At 76.1% G+C, this 22,601-nt stretch carries 5 protein-coding genes; 1 reads left to right on the plus strand and 4 read right to left on the minus strand.

The genetic code is table 11. The annotated features are described in order from the left end of the window. Window positions 1–202: 202 nt before the first annotated feature. From CO540_RS05200 to CO540_RS05210, 3 genes are read right to left on the minus strand one after another with little or no spacing between them, the layout of a single operon-like run. Complete coding sequence (locus tag CO540_RS05200) at window positions 203–1,060, minus strand: metallophosphoesterase (protein WP_099164599.1); 858 nt, start codon at window positions 1,058–1,060, stop codon at window positions 203–205. Next, complete coding sequence (locus tag CO540_RS05205) at window positions 1,054–15,117, minus strand: type I polyketide synthase (protein ID WP_099161138.1); 14,064 nt, start codon at window positions 15,115–15,117, stop codon at window positions 1,054–1,056. Before CO540_RS05205 ends, CO540_RS05200 begins: the two co-directional genes overlap by 7 nt. Window positions 15,118–15,137: 20 nt before the next feature. Then, on the minus strand, window positions 15,138–20,648 hold the full coding sequence (locus CO540_RS05210; RefSeq protein ID WP_099161139.1) for a type I polyketide synthase: 5,511 nt from the start codon (window positions 20,646–20,648) through the stop codon (window positions 15,138–15,140). 227 nt (window positions 20,649–20,875) lie between these two features. Between CO540_RS05210 and CO540_RS05215 the strand changes: the two genes are divergently transcribed. Continuing rightward, window positions 20,876–21,634, plus strand: a complete 759-nt coding sequence (locus CO540_RS05215; RefSeq protein WP_305777693.1) for a thioesterase II family protein — start codon at window positions 20,876–20,878, stop codon at window positions 21,632–21,634. A gap of 64 nt (window positions 21,635–21,698) precedes the next feature. Here CO540_RS05215 and CO540_RS05220 read toward each other — a convergent pair whose 3' ends face one another. Further along, window positions 21,699–22,586, minus strand: coding sequence for a cyclopropane-fatty-acyl-phospholipid synthase family protein (locus tag CO540_RS05220; RefSeq protein ID WP_099161141.1), 888 nt, complete (start codon window positions 22,584–22,586; stop codon window positions 21,699–21,701). Between the last annotated feature and the right edge of the window lie 15 nt (window positions 22,587–22,601).

Genomic DNA, 22,601 nt, shown 5'->3' on the forward strand with positions numbered 1-22,601 from the left:
TCCGTCGAACACCGAGATGGCCGCCGGTGCGGCACACCGGTGACCGGGGACGGCCGACGGTGACGGGGGTACACCGGCACCCGGCCCGTCACCGTGCATGGACGCTACTGAGCGCTGAGCTGCGACCCCAACCCCTACGGACCCCTCATTCACCTCGCCGGCGGGGTGCCCGGCGTCGGTCGCGACGGTCCCGGCGGGACGGTCAGCGGAGCTGCCCGGCGAGGGTGGGCAGGATCGCCCGGGGCCGTCCGGGCGGGGTGGCGCGGCGGCGCCACTCGCGCGGGTAGCCGACGGACACCTCCTCGAACCGCACCCCGTCGTAGCGGGTGCTGCGCGGGATGTGCAGGTGCCCGTAGACGGCGACGCGGGCCTCGTAGTGCAGGTGCCAGTCGGCGGTGAGGTCGGTGCCGCACCACTGGGCGAACTCGGGGTGCCGCAGGATCCGGGTGGGTTCGCGGACCAGCGGGTAGTGGTTGACCAGCACGGTGGGCAGGCCGCCGCGCTCGGCGTCGAGGCGCCGTTCGGTGCGGATGACCCGGGCTCGGCACCACGCGTCGCGACTCGGGTACGGGTCGGGGTGCAGCAGGATCTCGTCGGTGCACACCACCCCGGTCTCGTACGCCCGCGCCAGCGCCTGGGCCCGGTTCCAGGTGCCCGAGGGCCGCCACGAGTGGTCGTACCCGACGAACAGTGGCACCACCAGCACCGGGTCGCCGTCGGGGTCCCACACCGGGTACGGGTCCTCGGGCGTGCGCACGCCGAGGCGCCGGCACAGGTCCACCAGGTGCCGGTAGCGGGCCTCGCCGCGCAGTTGCACCGGGTCGTCGCGGGGCGTCCACAGCTCGTGGTTGCCGGGCGCCCAGACGACCCGGGCGAACCGGTCGGCGAGCAGGCCGAGCACCCACTCGACGTCGTGCAGGTACTCGCCGACGTCGCCGGCGACGATCAGCCAGTCGTCGTCGTGGTCGGGGCGCAGCCGCTCGACCAGCGCGCGGTTCTCCGCGTACCCGACGTGCAGGTCGCTGATGGCGAGCAACCGCCCGCTGCTGCCGGTCACGATTTGCCGAACTCCTGTCGGATGATGGCGAAGATGTCGTCCTCGTCGGCGGCGGCCAGGTCGTCGGCGGGCGGCGGGGTGGCCGGGCCGCCCCGCCAGCGCGACAGCAGGTCCTCCAGCCGGCGCGTGACGTCCGCGGCGCGCCGGTCGTCGGGCACCGCGTCGAGCAGCCGTGCCAGCCGGTCGATGCCGTCGGTGACCGGGTCGGCGGGGCCGGCGGGCAGCAGTTCCCGGCCCAGGTGCGCGGCGAGCGCCGCCGGGGTGGGGTGGTCGAAGACCAGCGTGGTGGGCATTGTCAGGCCGGTCTCGGCGGTGAGCCGGTTGCGCAGTTCCACGGCGGTGAGCGAGTCGAAGCCGAGGTCGAGGAAGCCGCGCCCGGCCCGGATCGCGGCCGGGGTGCGGTGCCCGAGCACGGTGGCCGCCGCCGCGCGGACCAGGTCGAGCAGCGTCCGCTCCCGCTCCACCGCGCCGGCGGCGGCGAGCCGGTCGCGCAGCGCCTTCGGCGCACCCGCGTCGGTGGCCGGCGGCCCGGCCGGGTCGGTGGCGGCCTCGGGGATGCCGGCGAGCAGCGGGCTGGGCCGGCGGGCGGTGAACGACGGCGCGAACCGGTCCCAGGCGACGTCGGCGACGACCACCGCCGCGTCGTCGCGGTCGAGTGCGCTTCCCAGCGCGGTGACCGCGAGGTCCGGGGCGAGCGCGGGCAGGCCGCGCCGGGCGAGCTGGTCGCGCTGCTCGCCCGCGGCCATGCCGCCGCCGGCCCACGGCCCCCAGGCCACGGCGGTGCCGGCGGCGCCGCGTGCCCGGCGGCGGGCCACCAGCCCGTCGAGGTACGCGTTGGCGGCGGCGTAGCCGGCCTGGCCGGCGGAGCCCCACACCCCGGCGATGGAGGAGAACACCACGAACGCGTCCATCCCGTCGGGCAGCAGCGCGTCGAGGTGGGCCGCGCCGTGGACCTTGGCCCGGAGCACGTCGGCCAGCTCGGTGCCGGTCATGGTGGCCAGCGGGGTGGCCTGGGCGGCGCCGGCGGCGTGCACGACGGCCCGGACCGGGTCGCCGGCCGCGGCCAGCCCGTCCAGCAGCCCGGCGAGCGCGTCCCGGTCCGCCACGTCACACGCGGCCACGCTCACCCGCACGCCCCGCTCCCGCAGCCGCTCCGCCAACTCGGTCGCGCCGGGGGCGTCTTCACCGCGCCGGCTGGTCAGCACCAGATGCTCCGCACCGACGCCCGCCGCCCACTCGGCGACCCGACCGCCCAGCGCGCCGGTACCGCCGGTCACCAACACCGTGCCCGCGAACCGGAACTCCCGCCGCGCCGAGTCACCGGACGCCCGCACCAACCGCCGCCCGAACACCCCCGACGACCGCACCGCCACCTGATCCTCGACACCGCCCAGCACGGCGCACACCCGCCGCACGGCCTGCTCGTCGACCTCGGCCGGCAGGTCGATCAGGCCACCCCAGCGACCGGGCTCCTCCAGCGCGGCCACCCGGCCGAGGCCCCAGGTGCCGGCGGCGACCGGGTCGACCGGGCGGTCGGACGCGCCGACCGCGACCGCGCCCCGGGTCAGCCACCACACCGGCCCGGACAGGCCGGCGTCCGCGACGGCCTGCACGGTGGCCAGCGCGGCGCCGGGGCCCGCGCCGGCGAGCGCGAGCAGGGACACCACCCCGGCGGCCACGTCGCCGTCGCGCAGCGCCTTGGCGAGCAGGTCCCGGTCGTCCGCCGGCCCGTGGACCGGCACCGGCCGTACGGTCGCGCCGGCCGTCGTCATCCCGTCGGTCAAAGCCGCGACCACCGCGTCGTCGACCCCGGCGTACGGCACGAGCAGCAGCCACGTGCCGGCCAGCGCCGGCGTGGTCGTCTCCGGTACGGGCTGCCAGTCGACGCGGTACCGCCAGGCGTCGGCGGTGGCGCGTCGCCGGCCGGCCCGCCGCCACCGGGCGAGCGCCGGCAGCAGGTCGGCGACGGGCTGGTCGGTGCGGAACCGGGGATCGAGCGGGGTGAGGTCGGCCCGTTCGACGGCGGCCCAGAAGCCGTCGTCGGCCGCCTCGGCGGTGCCGCCCACCGGGCCGTCCTGGTCGATCAGCCAGTAGCGCCGGTGCTGGAACGCGTAGGTGGGCAGGTCGACGGTGGCGGGCCGGCGGCCGTCCACGCTGTACCAGGCCGTCCAGTCGACGGGGGTGCCGGTGACGTGCAGCCGCGCCAACGCGGTGGTCAGCGCGGTCACCTCGTCCTGGTCCCGGCGCAGCGCCGGAACGTGGTGCACGGTCCGGTCGGTGGGAACGTCGGCGGCCATCGCGGTCAGCGTGGCGTCCGGCCCGACTTCCAGGAACGTGCCCACCCCGAGGTCCTGCAGCGTGGCCACCCCGTCGGCGAAGCGGACCGCCTCCCGGACGTGCCGCACCCAGTACTCGGGTGTCGCGATGTCGTCGGGCTCGGCGAGCCGCCCGGTCAGGTTGGACACGATCGGCAGCGTCGGCGACCGCCAGTCCAGGTCGGCGATCGCGGCCCGGAACCCGTCCAGCATCGGCTCCATCAGACGCGAATGGAACGCGTGACTCACCGCCAACCGCTTCACCCGCCAACCCCGCTCCGCGCACTCCCCCGCCACCCGGTCCAGGTCGGCGACGGCACCGGACAGCACCACCGACGACGGGCCGTTCACCGCCGCGATGTCCACCGCGTCGACGGGAGCGGACGCCCGTCGAGCGGCCCCGCCCAACCGGAGCAGCTCGTGGACCTGATCCTCCGACGCCCCGACCGCCAGCATCCCGCCGCCGGACGGCAACGCCTGCATCAACGACCCCCGCGCCGCCACCAACGCGCACGCATCGTCCAGGGTCAGGACGCCGGCCACGTGCGCGGCGGTCACCTCACCGATCGAATGCCCCGCCACGAAGTCCGCGCCGACGCCCCACGAGGACAACAACTCCCACAACGCCACCTCGACCGCGAACAACCCGGCCTGCGCGTAGACGGTCCGGTCCAGCAGGTCCCCGCCCTCGGACACCACCTTCCCCAACGGCCTGTCGAGCCGACCGTCGAACAGCTCACACACCCGGTCGAACGCGTCCGCGAACACGGGGAACGCGGCGTACAGCCCCCGGCCCATGCCGGCGCGCTGCGAACCCTGACCCGTGAACAGCACCGCCCGCCGGCCGGAGACCACCTCACCCGACACCACACCCGGCGCCGTCCCGCCCTCGGCCAGCGCGGACAGCCCGGCCAGCAACGCGTCCCGGTCCACGCCGACCACCGCGGCCCGATGCTCCAGCGCCGCGCGGCCGGTCGCCAGGGACCAGCCGACCTCGACCGGCGACACGTCGTCCCGGTCCCGGAGGTGGTCGACCAGCCGGGCCGCCTGGGCGGCCAGGGCCTCCGTCGATCGCGCCGACACCAGCCACGGGACGGCCGTGTCCGTCGCGCCGGCCCGGCCGCCGTCACCGGCCGGCTCGGGTGCTTCGAGGATCACGTGGGCGTTGGTGCCGGAGATGCCGAACGAGGACACCGCCGCCCGGCGGGGCCGGTCCACCGCCGGCCACGGCCGCGCGGAGGTGACCAGGTCGACCGCGCCGGCCGACCAGTCCACCTTCGACGACGGCCGGTCGACGTGCAGGGTGGCCGGGACGAGGCCGTGCCGCAGCGCGAGGACCGCCTTGATGACACCGGCCGCTCCGGCGGCCGCCTGGACGTGGCCGATGTTGGACTTGATCGAGGAGAGCAGCAGCGGCGTGCCGGCGCGCTCCTGCCCGTACGTGGCCAGCAGCGCCTGCGCCTCGATCGGATCGCCCAGCGTGGTGCCGGTGCCGTGTGCCTCCACCACGTCCACGTCGGACGGGGACAGCCCGGCGTTCGCCAGCGCCGCGCGGATGACGCGCTGCTGCGCCGGCCCGTTGGGGGCGGTGAGCCCGTTCGACGCGCCGTCGGAGTTCACCGCCGAGCCGCGCAGCACGGCGAGGATCCGCCGGCCGTCGCGGCGGGCGTCGGAGAGACGCTGCACCAGCAGCACGCCGACGCCCTCACCCCAGCCGGTGCCGTCCGCGCCCTCGGCGAACGACCGGCATCGACCGTCGGCGGCGAGGCCGCCCTGCCTAGAGAACTCGACGAAGGTGGCCGGTGAGGCCATCACGGTCACGCCACCGGCGAGCGCGAGCGTGCACTCGCCGCTGCGCAGCGACTGGGCGGCCAGGTGCAGCGCGACCAGCGACGACGAGCAGGCCGAGTCCACGGTCAGCGCGGGCCCCTCGAAGCCGAGCGTGTAGGCGACCCGACCGGAGAGCACGCTGGTGGCGGTGCCGGTGAGCAGGTGCCCGCCGACCTCCTGGTCGCGGCCCATCGCCGTCGAGGCGTACCCCTGGAAGCCGGCGCCGGCGAAGACGCCGACGCGTTCCCCGCGGAGCCGGGCGGGGTCGATGCCGGCGTTTTCGACCGCCTCCCAGGCGGCTTCGAGCAGCAGCCGTTGCTGCGGGTCCATCGCGAGGGCCTCACGTGGGGAGATGCCGAAGAAGTCGGCGTCGAAGGCGCCCGCGTCGTAGACGAATCCGCCCTGCCGGGGGAACGAGGTGTCGGTGAGCCGGCCGGCGAGGAACCGGTCCCAGCCGCGGTCGAGGGGGAAGTCGGAGATGCCGTCGCGTCCGGCCGCGAGCAGGTCCCACAGCTCGTCGGGGTTGGTGACGCCGCCGGGCAGGCGACAGGCCATGCCGACGACCACGATCGGGTCGTCGTCGACGGCGACACGGGCCGCCGGTCCGTCCGCCGCCGCCGGCTCGCCGGTCAGCGTGGCGGCGAGGTAGGCGGCGAGGGCCGCCGGGGTCGGCTGGTCGAACACGAGCGTGCTGGGCAGCGCCAGGCCGGTCTCGGTGGCGAGCCGGTTGCGCAGCTCGACGGCGGTCAGCGAGTCGAAGCCCTGCCGTTGGAACGCACGGTCGGCGGCCACCGCGTCGGCGCTCGGGTGGCCGAGCACGGCCGCGGCCTGGGCGCGGACCAGGTCGAGCAGGTGACCGTCGCGCCGGCTCGGGGTGAGGGCGGCGAGCCGGCGGGCGAGCGGGGTGGTCCGCTCGTCGGGCGCGACCGGCGCGGGTCGGGCCTCGGGCAGGTCGTCCAGCAGCGGGCTGGACCGCAGGGCGGTGAACGTGGCGGCGAACCGGTCCCAGGCGACGTCGGCGACGACCACCGTCGTGTCGTCGCGGTCGAGCGCGCGGTGCAGCGCGGTGACCGCGAGGTCCGGGTCCATCGCGGGCAGGCCGCGCCGGGCCAGCGCCTCCCGCGCCTCGCCCCGCGCCGCCATGCCGCCGCCGGCCCAGGGTCCCCAGGCCACGGCGGTGCCGGCGGCGCCGCGCGCGCGGCGGCGGGCCACCAGCGCGTCGGCGTACGCGTTGGCGGCGGCGTAGCCGGCCTGCCCGGCGGAGCCCCACACCCCGGCGATGGACGTGAACACCACGAACGCGTCCAGCCCGTCGGGCAGCAACGCGTCGAGGTGGCCGGCGCCGTCGACCTTGGCGCGCAGCACGTCCCGCAGTTCGTCGGTGGTGACGGCGGCGAGCGGGGTGAACTGCGGCGCGCCGGCGGCGTGCACGACGGCCCGGACCGGATCGCCGGCCGCGGCCAGCCCGTCCAGCAGCCCGGCGAGCGCGTCCCGGTCCGCCACGTCACACGCGGCCACCGTCACCCGCACGCCCCGGTCCCGTAGCCGCTCCGCCAACTCGGCCGCGCCGGGGGCGTCTTCGCCGCGCCGGCTGGTCAGCACCAGATGCTCCGCACCGACGCCGGCCGCCCACTGCGCGACCCGCGCGCCGAGCGCGCCGGTACCACCGGTCACCAGCACCGTCCCAGCGAACCGGAACTCCCGCCGCACCGGATCCCCGGACGCCCGGACCAACCGCCGCCCGAACACCCCCGACGACCGCACCGCCACCTGATCCTCGACCCCGGCCAACACGGCGCACACCCGCCGGACCGCCGCGTCGTCCACCTCGGCCGGCAGGTCGACCAGACCACCCCACCGGCCCGGCTCCTCCAGCGCGGCCACCCGGCCCAGGCCCCAGGTCGCCGCCGCGGCGGGCTCGGCGGGGGTGTCCGTGGCGCTGACGGCCACGGCGTTGCGGGTCAGCCACCACAGCCGTCCGCCGACGCCGCTGTCGGTGTGGGCCTGCGCGACCGTCAGCGCCGTCTCCGGGGCCGCGTCGAGCAGCGACAGCACCCCGGCGACGGCACCGCCGACGGCGGCGGCGCGGAGCCGGTCGGCGAGGCTCTGCCGGTCGGTGGCACCGTCGAGGGTCACCGGCACGACGTGGGCGCCGTACCCGGTCATCCGGTCGACCAGCGGGGGGTCGGTCCGGCCGGGCCCGGCCAGCACCAGCCACGTCCCGGTCAGGGCCGGCCGGGGTACGGAGGTGAGCGGCCGCCACCGCACCCGGTAGCGCCACGAGTCGGCGGCGGCGTGCTCCCGTCCCGTCCGCCGCCAGCGCGCCAGCGCCGGCAGCAGGTCCCGCAGCGGCTGGTCCGGGGTGAGCCGCAGCTCGGCGCCGAGGCCGCTGAGGTCCTCCTGCTCGACGGCCGCCCAGAACCGGTCGTCGAGGTCGGTGCCGGTTCGTGCCGTGGGTGTGGGCTCCGGCCAGTACCGGGTGCGTTGGAAGGCGTACGTGGGCAGGTCCACGGTGGCGGGCCGGCGGCCGTCCACGCTGTACCAGGCCGTCCAGTCGACCGGGGTGCCGGCGACGTGCAGCCGCGCCAACGCGGTGGTCAATGCGGTCACCTCGTCCTGGTCACGGCGCAACGCCGGGATGTGGTGCACGGTCCGGTCGGCCGGGACGTCGGCGGCCATCGCGGTCAACGTGGCGTCCGGCCCGACTTCCAGGACCGTGCTCACCCCGAGGTCGTGCAGCGTGGCCACGCCGTCGGCGAAGCGGACCGCCTCCCGGACGTGCCGCACCCAGTAGTCCGGGCCCGCGATGTCGTCAGGGTCGGCGAGCCGCCCGGTCAGGTTGGACACGATCGGCAGCGTCGGCGACCGCCAGTCCAGGCCGGCGATCGCGGCCCGGAACCCGTCCAGCATCGGCTCCATCAACCGCGAGTGGAACGCGTGACTCACCGCCAACCGCTTCACCCGCCAACCCCGCGCGACACACTCCCCCGCCACCCGGTCCAGATCCACCAGAGCGCCCGACAGCACCACCGACGACGGACCGTTCACCGCCGCCACGTCGACGCCACCCAACCCGGCCACGCTCGCCGACTGGCTGCCGGTGCCGGCGACGACCGGCGGGCCACCCACGACCGGCTCTGCCCCGGCACCGTCGACTCCCCACAGCCGCCCGTCCGCCGACTCGGCAACCTCCGCCGTGGCGTCACCGGACCGCAGCAGCGCGCGAACCTCATCCTCCGACGCGCCCACCGCCAGCATCCCGCCACCGCCGGGCAACGCCTGCATCAACGACCCCCGCGCCGCCACCAACGCGACCGCGTCCTCCAGCGACAACACCCCCGCCACGTACGCGGCCGTCACCTCACCGATCGAATGCCCCGCGACGAAGTCGGCACCGACACCCCACGACGACAGCAACTCCCACAGAGCAACCTCGACCGCGAACAACCCGGCCTGCGCATAGACCGTCCGGTCCAGCAGCTCCCCGCCGTCGAACACCACCTCCCGCAACGGCCGGTCCAGGCGACCCTCGAACGCCCCGCACACCCGGTCGAACACCTCAGCGAACACCGGAAACGCCTCGTACAGCCCCCGGCCCATGCCGGCGCGCTGCGAACCCTGACCCGTGAACAGCACGGCCCGACGGCCGGACGCCACCTCACCGGTCAGCACACCCGGCACCGTCCCGCCCTGGGCGAGGGCGGACAGACCGGCCAGCAATGCGTCCCGGTCCGCGCCGAGCACGGCGGCGCGGTGTTCCATCGCGGTGCGCGAGGTGAGCAGGGACCAGCCGACCTCGGCCGGTGGGAGGTCGTCGTTCGCCCGCAGGTGGTCGGCCAGCCGGGCGGCCTGGTCGGCGAGGGCGGGGGCCGTCCGGGCCGAGAGCAGCCACGGCGTGACGGGGAACGAACCCGATGTCGGCGTCAGCCGGGGCACGGTCGGCTCGGGTGCTTCGAGGATCACGTGGGCGTTGGTGCCGGAGATGCCGAACGACGACACCGCCGCCCGCCGCGGCCGGCCGGTCACGGGCCACGGCCGCGCGGACGTCACCAGCTCCACCGCCCCGGCCGACCAGTCCACCTTCGACGACGGCGCGTCCACGTGCAGCGTCGGCGGCACCACCCCGTGCCGCATCGCGAGGACCATCTTGACCAGACCGGTTACGCCCGCGGCGGCCTGGGTGTGGCCGACGTTCGACTTCACCGACCCGAGCAGCAACGGTTCGGCCCGCTCCTGCCCGTACGTGGCCAGCAGCGCCTGCGCCTCGATCGGATCACCCAGCGTCGTGCCGGTGCCGTGCGCCTCCACCACGTCCACGTCGCCCGGGGACAGGCGCGCGTCGGCCAACGCGGCGCGGATGACGCGCTGCTGCGCCGGCCCGTTCGGCGCGGTCAGGCCGTTCGACGCGCCGTCGGAGTTGATCGCGGAGCCGGCCACCACGGCGAGGATCCGCCGGCCGTCACGGCGGGCGTCGGAGAGACGCTGCACCAGCAGCACGCCGACGCCCTCACCCCAGCCGGTGCCGTCCGCGCCCTCGGCGAACGACCGGCACCGCCCGTCGGCGGCGAGGCCACCCTGCCGGGAGAACTCGACGAACGCGCCGGGGGTCGCCATCACGGTCACGCCACCGGCCAGGGCCAGGTCGCACTCCCCGGCGCGCAGCGACTGGGCGGCCAGGTGCAGCGCCACCAGCGAGGAGGAGCAGGCGGTGTCCACGGTCACCGCCGGCCCTTCGAAGCCGAACGCGTACGACACCCGGCCGGAGAGCACGCTGGCGGAGGCCCCGGTGGCGCCGTAGCCGGCGAGGTGTTCGCCGCCGTAGCGGATGAGGTGGTCGAAGTCCTGCCCGTTGGTGCCGGCGAAGACACCGACGCGCCGGCCGGCCAGGCCGGCCGGGTCGATCCGGGCGTCCTCGATCGCCGCCCAGGCGGTCTCCAGCAGCAGCCGCTGCTGCGGGTCCATGGCGACCGCCTCGCGGGGCGAGATGCCGAAGAAGTGGGCGTCGAACGCGGCGGCGTCGGCCAGGAACGCGCCGCGGGTCACGTCGGGTGGCAGCGCGCCCAGGTCCCAGTGCCGGTCGGTCGGCAGGTCGGACATGGCGTCGACGCCGTCGGCGAGCAGCCGCCAGAACGCGTCCGGGGAGTCCGCCCCGCCGGGGAAGCGGCAAGCCACGCCGACGACGGCGATCGGGTCGTCGTCGACGGGACGTACCGGTGTGTCGGTGGTGGCGGCCGACCCGCCGGACAGTTCGGTCACGAGGTGGGCGGCCAGGGCCTCGGGGTTGGGATGGTCGAAGGCGAGCGTGGCCGGCAGGGTGAGGCCGGTGGCGGCGGCGAGCCGGTTGCGCAGTTCGACGGCGCTGAGCGAGGTGAAACCGAGGTCGCGGAACGCGCGCCGGGCCGGCACCGCGTCGGCGTCGTCGTGGCCGAGCACGGCGGCGATCTCGGCGCGGACCAGGTCGCCGAGCGTGTCCCGCCGCTCGGCCGGGGTGAGTGCGGCCAGCCGTCCGCGCAGCGTGGTGGCCCGGTCGGTGCCGGCGACGGCCGGCGCGATCAGCAGGTCGCGGATCAGCGGGTCGGGCCGAGGGCCGGCGGTGGCGGCGATCCGGTCCCAGTCGGCGTCGGCGACGACGACGTGGGTCTCGTCCCGGTCCAACGCCCGGTGCAGGGAACGGACGGCGCGGGCGGGGTCCATGGCCCGGACGCCGCCGCGCGCCATCCGACGTTCGAACTCGCCGGCGCTGACCCCGCCGTCGGCCCAGAGTCCCCAGCCGAGGGAGGTGGCGGGCAGCCCGTCGGCGCGGCGGCGTCGGGCGAGCGCGTCGAGCCAGGCGTTGCCGGGCGCGTAGTTGCCCTGCCCGGGTCCGGCCATGGTGCCGGCGAGGGAGGAGAAGAGCACGAACGCGGTCAGGTCGTGCTCGCGGGTCAGCTCGTCGAGGTGGCGGGCGGCGTCGACCTTGGCCCGCAGCGCGGTGGCCATCCGGCCGACGGTGAGCGCGTCGGTGACGGTGTCGTCCAGGGCGGCGGCGGTGTGCACGACGGTGCGCAGCGGCGCGTCGGCGGGGACGGTCGCGAGCAGGTCGCGTACCGCGTCGCGGTCGGCGACGTCGCAGGCCGCGACCGTGACCCGGGTGCCGTGCGCGGTCAGCTCGTCGACCAGGTCGGCGGCGCCGGGCGCGTCGGGTCCACGCCGGCTGACCAGCAGGAGATGGTCGACGCCGGCGGCGGCCAGGGCCCGGGCGACGTGCGCGCCGAGCGCGCCGGTGCCGCCGGTGACCAGCGCGGTGCCGCGCGGCGTCCAGCTCCGCCCGGCGCCGGCCGGCCGTCCGGCCCGGACCAGCCGCCGGGCGTACGCCCCGGTGCCGCGTACCGCGAGTTGGTCCTCGGCCGGGTCGCCGTCGAGCAGCCGGCGCACCCGGGTGGCGGCGGGCGGGTCGGCCGTCGGGGGCAGGTCGACGAGCCCACCCCAGCGGTGCGGGTGTTCGGCGCGCAGTGCGCCGCCGAGGCCCCAGAGCAGCGCCTGGTCGGGGTCGACCGCGGTGTCGTCGGGGTCGGCGGCGACGGCGGCGCGGGTGGCGACCCAGAGCCGCGCGGCGGCGCCGGCGTCGCCGAGCGCCTGGGCGAGCGTGACGGTGTCGGCGAGCCCCACCGGCACGGAGGGGCTGTCCGGGTGTGTTCCGGACGTCAGGCCGAGCAGGGACAGCACGGCGCCGGGGGCGGCGAGCGCGCCGAGGTCGCGGGCGAGGTCGGCGCGGCCGTGGCCGGCGGGCACGGTCAGTGTCCGGACGCCGGGCCCGGCCAGCGCGTCGGCCCACTGCCGGGCCGGTCCGTCCGCCCCTTGCGGTACGACGAGCAGCAGGTCGCCGTCGTCGGCGCGACCGGTCTCGGCGAGCGGTTGCCAGGTGACGCGGTAGTGCCAGGAGTCGAGGGTGGCGTCGTCCTCCTGGCGGCGGCGCCAGGCGGAGAGGGCGGGGAGCACGGTGGCGAGGGGCGCGTCGGGGTCGACGGCGAGCGCGGTGGCCAGGCCGTCCACGTCCTCGTCGTCGACGACCCGCCAGAACGCGGCGTCGTCCGGGTCCGCGTCGGGGTGGCGGGTGCGGGCGTCGAGCCAGTAGCGCCGGTGGTGGAAGGCATAGGTGGGCAGGTCGACGGTGGCGGGCCGGCGGCCGTCGACGCTGTACCAGGCCGTCCAGTCGACCGGGGTGCCGGCGACGTGCAGCCGCGCCAACGCGGTGGTCAGCGCGGTCACCTCGTCCTGGTCGCGGCGCAGCGCCGGGATCTGGTGCACGGTCCGGTCGGTGGGAACGTCGGCGGCCATCGCGGTCAGCGTGGCGTCCGGCCCGACTTCCAGGACCGTGGTCACGCCGAGGTCGTGCAGGGTGGTGACGCCGTCGGCGAAGCGGACCGCCTCGCGGACGTGCCGCACCCAGTACTCGGGTGTCGCGATGTCGTCGGGCTCGGCGAGCCGGCCGGTCAGGTTCGACACGATCGGCAGCGTCGGCGTCCGCCAGTCCAGGTCGGCGATCGCGGCCCGGAAGTCGTCCAGCATCGGCTCCATCAGACGCGAGTGGAACGCGTGACTCACCGCCAACCGCTTCACCCGCCAACCCCGCTCCGCGCACTCCCCCGCCACCCGGTCCAGGTCGGCGACGGCGCCGGACAGCACCACCGAGGACGGGCCGTTCACCGCCGCGATGTCGACGCCGCCACCCGGACCCGCGCCGGCCACCACCGGCTCCGCCACGGCACCGTCGGGTCCCCGCAGCGGCCCGTCCGCCGGATCGGCGCCCGCAGCCGTAGCGACACCCGGCCGCAGCAGCGCCCGCACCTGGTCTTCGGACGCGCCGACCGCCAGCATCCCGCCGCCGGCCGGCAGCGCCTGCATCAACGCACCGCGCGCCGCCACCAACGCGACCGCGTCGTCCAGCGACAGCACCCCCGCCACATGCGCGGCGGTCACCTCACCGATCGAATGCCCGGCAAGGTAGTCGACCCGCACACCCCACGACGACAGCAACTCCCACAGAGCAACCTCGACCGCGAACAACCCCGCCTGCGCATAGACGGTCCGATCCAGCAGGTCCCCGCCCGCGAACACCACCTCCCGCAACGACCGATCCAGGCGACCCTCGAACGCCGCGCACACCCGGTCGAACGCCGCCGCGAACACCGGAAACGCGGAATACAACCCCCGGCCCATCCCGGCGCGCTGCGAGCCCTGACCGGTGAACACCACCGCCCGCCGACCCGACACCACCTCACCCGACACCAGACCGGCAGCGGACCTGCCCTGCGCGAGGGCCGACAACCCGGCCAGCAACGCGTCCCGATCCGCACCCACCACCGCCGCGCGATGCTCCAACGCGGCGCGGGTCGTCGCCAGGGACCAGCCCACCTCGACCGGCGACACGTCGTCCCGGCCCCGCAGGTGATCGACCAGCCGGGCCGCCTGGTTCACGAGCGCCGACGCCGAACGCGCCGACACCGTCCACGACAGGACCGGCGGTGCCGTGCCCACGGCCGCGTCGTCCGCGACCGGCTCGGGCGCCTCCAGGATCACGTGGGCGTTGGTGCCGGAGATGCCGAACGACGACACCGCCGCCCGCCGGGGCCGATCGGTCGCCGGCCACGGCCGCGCCGACGTCACCAGCTCCACCGCCCCGGCCGACCAGTCCACCTTCGACGACGGCGCGTCCACGTGCAGCGTCGGCGGCACCACCCCGTGCCGCATGGCGAGGACCATCTTGACGATCCCGGCCACCCCGGCGGCGGCCTGCGTGTGGCCCAGGTTCGACTTCACCGAGCCGAGCAGCAACGGCGTGGACCGGTCCTGCCCGTACGTGGCCAGCACCGCCTGCGCCTCGATCGGATCACCCAACGTGGTGCCGGTGCCGTGCGCCTCCACCACGTCCACCTCGACGGGCGACAGCCGCGCCGAGGCGAGGGCCGCCCGGATCACCCGCTGCTGCGCCGGGCCGTTCGGTGCGGTGAGCCCGTTCGACGCCCCGTCCTGGTTGACCGCCGTACCGCGCACCACGGCGAGGACGCGGTGGCCGTGCCGGCGGGCGTCGGTGAGTCGTTCCAGGAGCAGCACGCCGACGCCCTCGGACCAGCCGGTACCGTCGGCGCCCTCGGCGAACGACTTGCACCGACCGTCGGGGGCCAGGCCGCGCTGCCGGCTGAAGTCGACGAACGTCTCCAGCGTGGTCATCACGGTGACGCCACCGGCGAGCGCGAGAACGGACTCGCCGGCGCGCAGCGACCGCACGGCCAGGTGCAGCGCGACCAACGAGGACGAGCAGGCGGTGTCGACGGTGAGCGCCGGGCCCTCCAGGCCGAGGGTGTAGGCGACCCGGCCGGACAGGACGCTGCTGGCGGTGCCGCCGCCGATGAAACCGTCCAGGGTGTCCGGGACGTCGTCGAGGTTCGCCGCGTAGTTGTGGTACATCATGCCGGCGAAGACGCCGACCCGGCTGCCCCGCAACGACAGCGGGTCGATCCGGGCGTCCTCGATCGCCGCCCAGGACGCCTCCAGCATGAGCCGCTGCTGCGGGTCCATCGCCAGCGCCTCGTACGGGGAGATGGTGAACAGCTCCGGGTCGAAGTTCCCGGCGTCGTGCAGGAAGCCACCCTCCCGGGCGTACGTGCTGCCCCGCCGCTCCCCCGTCGGGTCGTACGCCCGCTCGGTGTCCCAGCCCCGGTCGGTGGGGAACCCGGTGATGCCGTCGCCGCCGCCGGCCACGAGGTCCCACAACTCCTGGGGCGACCGGACACCGCCGGGGTAGCGGCAGCTCATCCCGACGATCGCGATCGGCTCGTGGTCCTTGGCGTCGGCGGCCCTCAGCCGTTCGCTGGTCTCGTGCAGGTCGGCGGTGACGCGTTTGAGGTACTCACGGAGCTTGGCTTCGTTCGCCATCGGGATTCACCTGTCGCGGGTCAGGACCGGCCGAAGCGGCTGTCGATGAAGTCGAACAGTTCGTCGTCGCTGGCGTCGTCGAGGGTGGCGGCGACCTCGCCGCCGTCGCCGTCCCAGCGGGTGAGCAGGGCCCGCAGGCGCGCCGCCACGGCGGCGCGGGTCTCCTCGTCGGCGGTCAGCTCGGCGAGCGTGTCGGCCGGGGTGGCGGCGAACGCCGCCTCGAGGCGGTCCAGCTCGTCGAGGAGGGTGGGCGCGGCCGGGGCCGGTCCGAGCCGCGTCAGCAGGTGCCCGGTGAGGGCGGCCGGGGTGGGGTGGTCGAAGACCAGCGTGGCCGGCAGCGCGAGACCGGTCCGGGTGGTGAGCCGGTTACGCAGGTCGACCGCGGTGAGGGAGTCGAAGCCGAGTTCGGTGAAGGAACGCTCGGGGCCGACCGCCGCTGCCGAGGCGTACCCGAGCACGTCGGCGACCTGGCCGGCGACCAGCTCGGCGACCAGGCGGGCCCGGTCCTCGACGGACGCCCCGGCGAGCCGGTCGCGCAGGCCGCCGCCGGCCGCGGCGACGCGGCGCGCGGGCCCGCCGGCGAGGCCGTGCAGCGGCGCCGGCAGCTGGTCGCGGCCGACGCGGGTACGCAGCGTCGCCAGGTCGAGGTGGACGGGGAGCAGCAGCGGACGCCGGCCGCGCCGGCTGGCGTCGAGGAGGGCGAGCGCCCGGTCGGTGGTGAGCGCGACGATGCCCTGGCGGGTGAGGCGGTCCCGGCCGGCGGCGCCCAGGTCCCGGGTCATCCCGCCGGCTTCGGCCCACGGTCCCCAGGCCAGCGAGGTGGCGGCGAGTCCGGCGGCGCGCCGCTGGTGGGCGAGACCGTCGAGGAAGGCGTTGGCGGCCGCGTAGTTGCCCTGCCCGGGCGCGCCGAGCGGACCGGCGATCGAGGAGAACAGCACGAACATGGGCAGGTCGAGGTGGCGGGTGAGGTCGTGCAGGTGCCAGGCGGCGTCGGCCTTGGGCCGCAGCACGGCGTCGACCCGCTCCGGGGTGAGCGCGGTGACCACCGCGTCGTCGAGCGTGCCGGCGGCGTGCACCACACCGGCGAGCGGGTGTTCGGCGGGGACGCCGGCGAGCAGGTCGGCGAGCTGCGCGCGGTCGGCCACGTCGGCGGCGGCCAGGCGGGCCCGGGCGCCGAGACGGGTGAGGTCGGCGAGCAGGTCCGCGGCGCCGGGCGCGTCGGCGCCGCGGCGGCCGACCAGCAGCAGGTGGCGGACCTTGTGGTGGGTGACGAGGTGCCGGGCGACGAGGCCGCCGAGCGCGCCGGTGGCGCCGGTGACCAGGACCGTCCCGTCGGGGACGAGGTCGACGGCGCCGGTCGGGTCGGGTTCGGCCGGGGCGAGGCGCGGCACGAGCAGCCGGCCGTCGCGGAGCGCGACCTGCGGCTCGTCGGCGGCGAGCGCGCGGCCCAGCAGCTCGGGGTCGTCGCCGTCGAGGTCGGCGAGGACGAGCCGGCCGGGGTGTTCGAGCTGGGCGGCGCGGACCAGCCCCCACACGGCGGCGCCGGCCAGGTCGGTGACCGTGCCGTCGGCGGGTACCGCGCCCCGGGTGCACACCACGAGCCGGCGGCCGGCGAACCGGTCGTCGGCGAGCCATTCCTGGAGCAGGGCGAGGGTGGCGGCCAGCCGGGCGCGGGTGGCGGCGAGCGGGTCGCTTGCCGGGGCGTCACCGGCGGGCACGAGCACCAGCCGGGCGTCGTCGTCCAGCGCGGCCAGGCCCGTCGCCGGGTCCAGCGGCACGATCCCGGCGGCCGGTCGGGCCGGCGGCGGCACCGGGTTCCAGCGCAGGTCGTAGAGGGGCAGGTCGGCGGCGCCGGCGTCGAGCTGTTCGGCGGCGAGCGGTCGGGACACCAGGGAGTCGACGCGGGCCACCGGCGCGCCGGTGGCGTCGGCGAGGGTGAGCGTGGTGGCGGGACCGCTGCGGGTGAGGCGTACCCGCAGGTGGGTGGCGCCCTCGGCGGCGAGGCTGACGCCGCTCCAGGCCCACGGCAGGCGGGCCCCGGCGTCGTCGGTGGCGTCGTCGTCGGTGAGGCCGACGACGTGCAGCGCGGCGTCGAGCAGCGCCGGGTGCAGCGCGTACCCGGCGGTGTCGGCGTCGTCGGGCAGTTCCACCTCCGCGGCGGCCCCGTCGGGGGTACGCCAGGCGGCGCGCAGCCCCCGGAACGTGGGCCCGTGTTCGACGCCGAGGTCACGCAGGCGGGCGTAGACCGGTTCGACCGGCACGGGGGTGGCGTCGGATGGCGGCCACCCGGTCAGCGGTTCGGCGGTCTCGCCGGCGCCGGGGGCGAGGATCCCGTCGGCGTGGGCGGTCCAGTCGGCGTGCGGGTCGTCGGCGGGCCGGGAGTGGACGGTGATGCGACGCCGGCCCTGCTCGTCGGCGGCGGCCAGGTGCAGTTGGAGGGCCCGGGCGCCGTCGTCGGGCAGCACGAGCGGCGCGGCGAGGGTCAGTTCCTCGACGGTCTCGCAGGCGGCCTGCGCGCCGGCGTGCAGGGCCAGTTCGACGAGCGCGGTGCCGGGGACGACGACCCGGCCGCGGACCACGTGGTCGGCGAGCCAGGGCTGGGTACGCACGGACAGCCGGCCGCCGTGGACGCGGACGTCACCGGCGGCGGTGACGAGCGCGGTGTCGAGCAGCGGGTGCCCGGTGGCGCGGGCGCCCAGACCGGCGGTGTCGTGTCCGGAGGCGCGGGCGTCGATCCAGTACCGCTGGCGCTGGAAGGCGTAGGTGGGCAGGTCGACGGTGGCGGGCCGGTGGCCGTCCACGGTGTACCAGGCGGTCCAGTCGACGGGGGTGCCGGTGACGTGCAGCCGGGCCAGCGCGGTGAGCAGCGCCAGCGGTTCGCTCTGGTCCCTGCGCAGCGCCGGAACGTGGTGCACGACCCGGTCGGCGGGCACGTCGGCGGCCATCGCGGTCAGCGTGGCGTCCGGACCCACCTCCAGGACCGTGCCCACCCCGAGGTCGTGCAGGGTGGTGACGCCGTCGGCGAAGCGGACCGCCTCGCGGACGTGCCGCACCCAGTAGTCCGGGCCCGCGATCTCGTCAGGGTCGGCGAGCCGGCCGGTCAGGTTGGACACGATCGGCAGCGTCGGCGTCCGCCAGTCCAGGTCGGCGATCGCGGCCCGGAACCCGTCCAGCATCGGCTCCATCAGACGCGAGTGGAACGCGTGACTCACCGCCAACCGCTTCACCCGCCAACCCCGCTCCGCGCACTCCCCCGCCACCCGGTCCAGATCCACCAGAGCGCCCGACAGCACCACCGACGACGGACCGTTCACCGCCGCCACGTCGACACCACCACCCGTGCCGCCCACAATCGGCTGCGCGCCGACACCCTCGGCTGCCCGCAGCGGCCCACCCGCCGAGTCGGCAGCGACACCCGAGCGCAGCAGCGCGCGAACCTGCTCCTCCGACGCGCCGACCGCCAGCATCCCGCCGCCGGCCGGCAGCGCCTGCATCAACGCACCGCGCGCCGCCACCACCGCGACCGCGTCGTCCAGGGACAGCACCCCCGCCACATGCGCGGCGGTCACCTCACCGATCGAATGCCCGGCGAGGTAGTCGACCCGCACACCCCACGACGACAGCAACTCCCACAGAGCGACCTCGACCGCGAACAACCCCGCCTGCGCGTAGACCGTCCGATCCAGCAGGTCCCCGCCGTCGAACACCACCTCCCGCAACGACCGATCCAGGCGACCCTCGAACGCCGCGCACACCCGGTCGAACGCCGCCGCGAACACCGGAAACGCGGAATACAACCCCCGGCCCATCCCGGCGCGCTGCGAACCCTGACCGGTGAACACCACCGCCCGCCGACCCGACACCACCTCACCCGACACCAGACCGGCAGCGGACCTGCCCTGCGCGAGGGCCGACAACCCGGCCAGCAACGCGTCCCGATCCGCACCCACCACCGCCGCGCGATGCTCCAACGCGGCGCGGGTCGTCGCCAGGGACCAGCCCACCTCGACCGGCGACACGTCGTCCCGGCCCCGCAGGTGATCGACCAGCCGGGCCGCCTGGTTCACGAGCGCCGACGCCGAACGCGCCGACACCGTCCACGACAGGACCGGCGGTGCCGTGCCCACGGCCGCGTCGTCCGCGACCGGCTCGGGCGCCTCCAGGATCACGTGGGCGTTGGTGCCGGAGATGCTGAACGAGGACACGGCGGCCCGGCGGGGCCGGTCGGTCGCCGCTGGCCAGGGCCGCGCCGACGTGGCCAGCTCCACCGCTCCCGCCGACCAGTCCACCTTCGACGACGGCGCGTCGACGTGCAGCGTCGCCGGGACCGTGCCGTGCCGCATGGCCTGGACCATCTTGATCACACCGGCCACGCCGGCGGCGGTCTGGACGTGGCCGATGTTCGACTTCACCGAGCCGAGCAGCAACGGCGTGGACCGGTCCTGCCCGTACGTGGCCAGCAGTGCCTGCGCCTCGATCGGATCACCCAACGTGGTGCCGGTGCCGTGCGCCTCCACCACGTCCACCTCCGCGGCGGAGAGCCGGGCGTCAGCGAGCGCGGCCCGGATCACCCGCTGCTGCGACGGCCCGTTCGGCGCGGTCAGGCCGTTCGACGCGCCGTCGGAGTTGACCGCCGAACCGCGTACCACCGCGAGGACGCGGTGGCCGTGCCGGTGGGCGTCGGCGAGGCGCTCGACCAGGAGCACGCCGACGCCCTCGCCGAGGGCGGTGCCGTCGGCGGCGTCGGCGAACGCCCGGCACCGGGCGCCGCGGGAAAGGTTGTTCTGCCGGGTGAAGTCCACGAAGATCGACGGCGTGGGCAGCACGGTCACGCCGCCGGCCAGGGCCAGGTCGGATTCGCCGGACCGCAGCGACCGCACGGCCAGGTGCAGCGCGACCAGCGACGACGAGCAGGCGGTGTCCACCGTGACGGCCGGCCCCTCGAAACCGAGGGCGTAGGACACCCGGCCGGAGCTGACGCTGCCGGCGCTGCCCAGCCCGAGGTAGTCGGCGACGCCGTCGGGCACGTCGGCGGCGCCGGCGGCGTAGTCGGCGTGGGTGAGGCCGGCGAAGACACCGACCCGCCCGCCGCGCAGCGCGGTGGGATCCACGCCGGCGGCCTCGAACGCCTCCCAGGACACCTCCAGCAGCAGCCGCTGCTGCGGGTCCATGGCGAGGGCCTCCCGGGGCGAGATGCCGAAGAACGCCGGGTCGAAGTCGGCGGCGTCGGTCAGGAAGCCGCCCTCCCGCACGCACGAGGTGCCGGGGCGTTCCCGGTCCGGGTCGTAGAGGGTGGCCAGGTCCCAGCCCCGGTCGTCGGGGAACGGGCCGATCGCGTCGCCGCCGGCGGCGACCAGGTCCCAGAGCGCGTCCGGCGAGGTGATCCCGCCGGGGAAGCGGCACGCCATGCCGACCACGGCGATCGGCTCGTGGGCGGAGTCCTCGACGTCGCGGAGCCGTTGCCGGGTCCGCCGCAGGTCGGTGGTGACCCTCTTCAGATACTCCCGGAGCTTCTCTTCGGTGTCCATCAACCTGGCCCTTGGTCGGCGGGGACCGGCCGTTGTCCGGCGCGCACACGTCATCCGGGAGCCACGGGTCCCCTCTGCGGGGAAGCTATGGCGTCGCGCTGAGCTGCGACAACCCCTAACCCGTACGGCCGGTCGGCTAGGGGTGGCCGGGCCGGCGGCGACGCGGCTAGCGTCCGGTGGACCGCCCTGGCGCCCGTCGCGGGCGCCACCGCCGGAAGGACCGCGTGACGATGACCGACCACGACAACGGCCTGTGGGTACGCCGGTTCCACCCGGCCCCGGCGGGCGCCCCGCGCCTGGTGTGCCTGCCGCACGCCGGCGGGTCCGCGAGCTTCTTCTTCCCGGTGTCCCGGGCGCTGTCGCCCGCCGTGGAGGTGCTCAGCGTGCAGTACCCGGGCCGGCAGGACCGCCGCCAGGAGCCCTGCGTGCCGACCATCGGCGAGCTGGCCCGGCAGGTGACCGACGTGCTGCGCCCGTGGACGGACCGTCCACTGGCGATCTTCGGGCACAGCATGGGCGCGACGCTGGGCTTCGAGGTGGCGCGGTTGCTGGAGGCGGAGACCGGTGCGCCGGTGGCGCACCTGTTCCCGTCCGGCCGGCGGGCGCCGTCGTGCCACCGGCACGAGACCGTGCACCTGCTCGACGACGAGGGTCTGCTGGCCGACGTGCGGAAGCTCAGCGGCACGAACTCGGCGATCCTCGGTGACCCGGAGATGCTGCGCGCGGCGCTGCCGGCGATCCGCAGCGACTACCGGGCGGCCGAGACCTACACGTACGCCGACGGCCCGAAGCTCACCTGCCCGGTCACGGTGTTCACCGGCGGCGCCGATCCGAAGACCACGGTGGACGAGGCGAAGGCGTGGGCGGAGCACACCACCGGCCCGTTCGACCTGCACGTCTTCCCGGGCGGCCACTTCTTCCTGGCACAGCACCAGCCAGCGATCCTGCGTACCCTCTCGGCGGCGCTGACCCGCACGGCGGTCGGCTGACAAGGCGGGCCGCGACCGGCGCCGGCCCCCGCCGCCCGGCCCGGGCGGCGGGGGCCGCGGTCGGTCAGGGCTTCTGCGCCACCGCGATGACGTAGTCGAGCAGCCCCAGCTCCTTCTTGATCAGGTCGGCGTCGCGCCAGTGGTTGGCCATGCCCTTGACCGCGCTGCCGTCGACGGCGGCGCGGAACGCCGGGTCGGCGGGGCGGGCGGCCTGGAACCGCCGCCAGCCCTCCCAGGTGCGGTCGGCGATGGAGTGGACCTCGACGTTGCCGAACCCGGCCTCGGTGAGCTGCTCGCCGTAGGTCCGGCGGTCGTGCCAGTTCTCGTCCGGCAGGCTGAACTTGACGAAGCTCAACGGACCCGAGTTGATCGACATGCGTGGCGTGCCGTTGCTCAGCGGGATGATGTCGGCGGTGGCCAGCGTGCCGCCCGGCCGCAGCACCCGCAGCGCCTCGGCGAAGAACGCGCTGCGCGGGTGGAAGTGGAACGCCGACTCCAGCGCCACCACCCGGTCCACGCTGGCGTCCGGGAACGGCAGGGCGGTGGCGGTGCCGAGCCGGAAGTCGGCCCGGTCGGCCAGACCCTCGCGGCGGGCCCGCTCCTGGGCGTGCTCGACGTGCCGGGGGGTGACGTTGATGCCGTGCACCCGGGCCACCCGGCGGTCCCGCAGCCAGGCGAAGTCCTGGTCGCCGTAGCCGAAGCCGACGTCCAGGACGGTGTCGTCGGGCTTGAACCCGGCGGCGTCGGCGAGCTTGTTCGCCAGCGCCTCGCCGGCCACGTCGATGCTGGTGACGCCCTCCTCCCAGTAGCCGACGTTCATGTAGCGGGAGGTGCGGGCGGCGAACTCGACGTCCGGCGACTGGATCTCGTAGAACCGGCGGACCCGGGTCACCGGGTCCTTGGTGGCCAGGGTCCGGACGACCCGGCCGAGGGTGCGGAGGTTCTCCAGCATGTCAGCTCCTCAGGG

Origin of the sequence: Micromonospora sp. WMMA2032 (genome assembly GCF_002688545.1) — a bacterium.
Classification (GTDB): domain Bacteria; phylum Actinomycetota; class Actinomycetes; order Mycobacteriales; family Micromonosporaceae; genus Micromonospora; species Micromonospora sediminicola.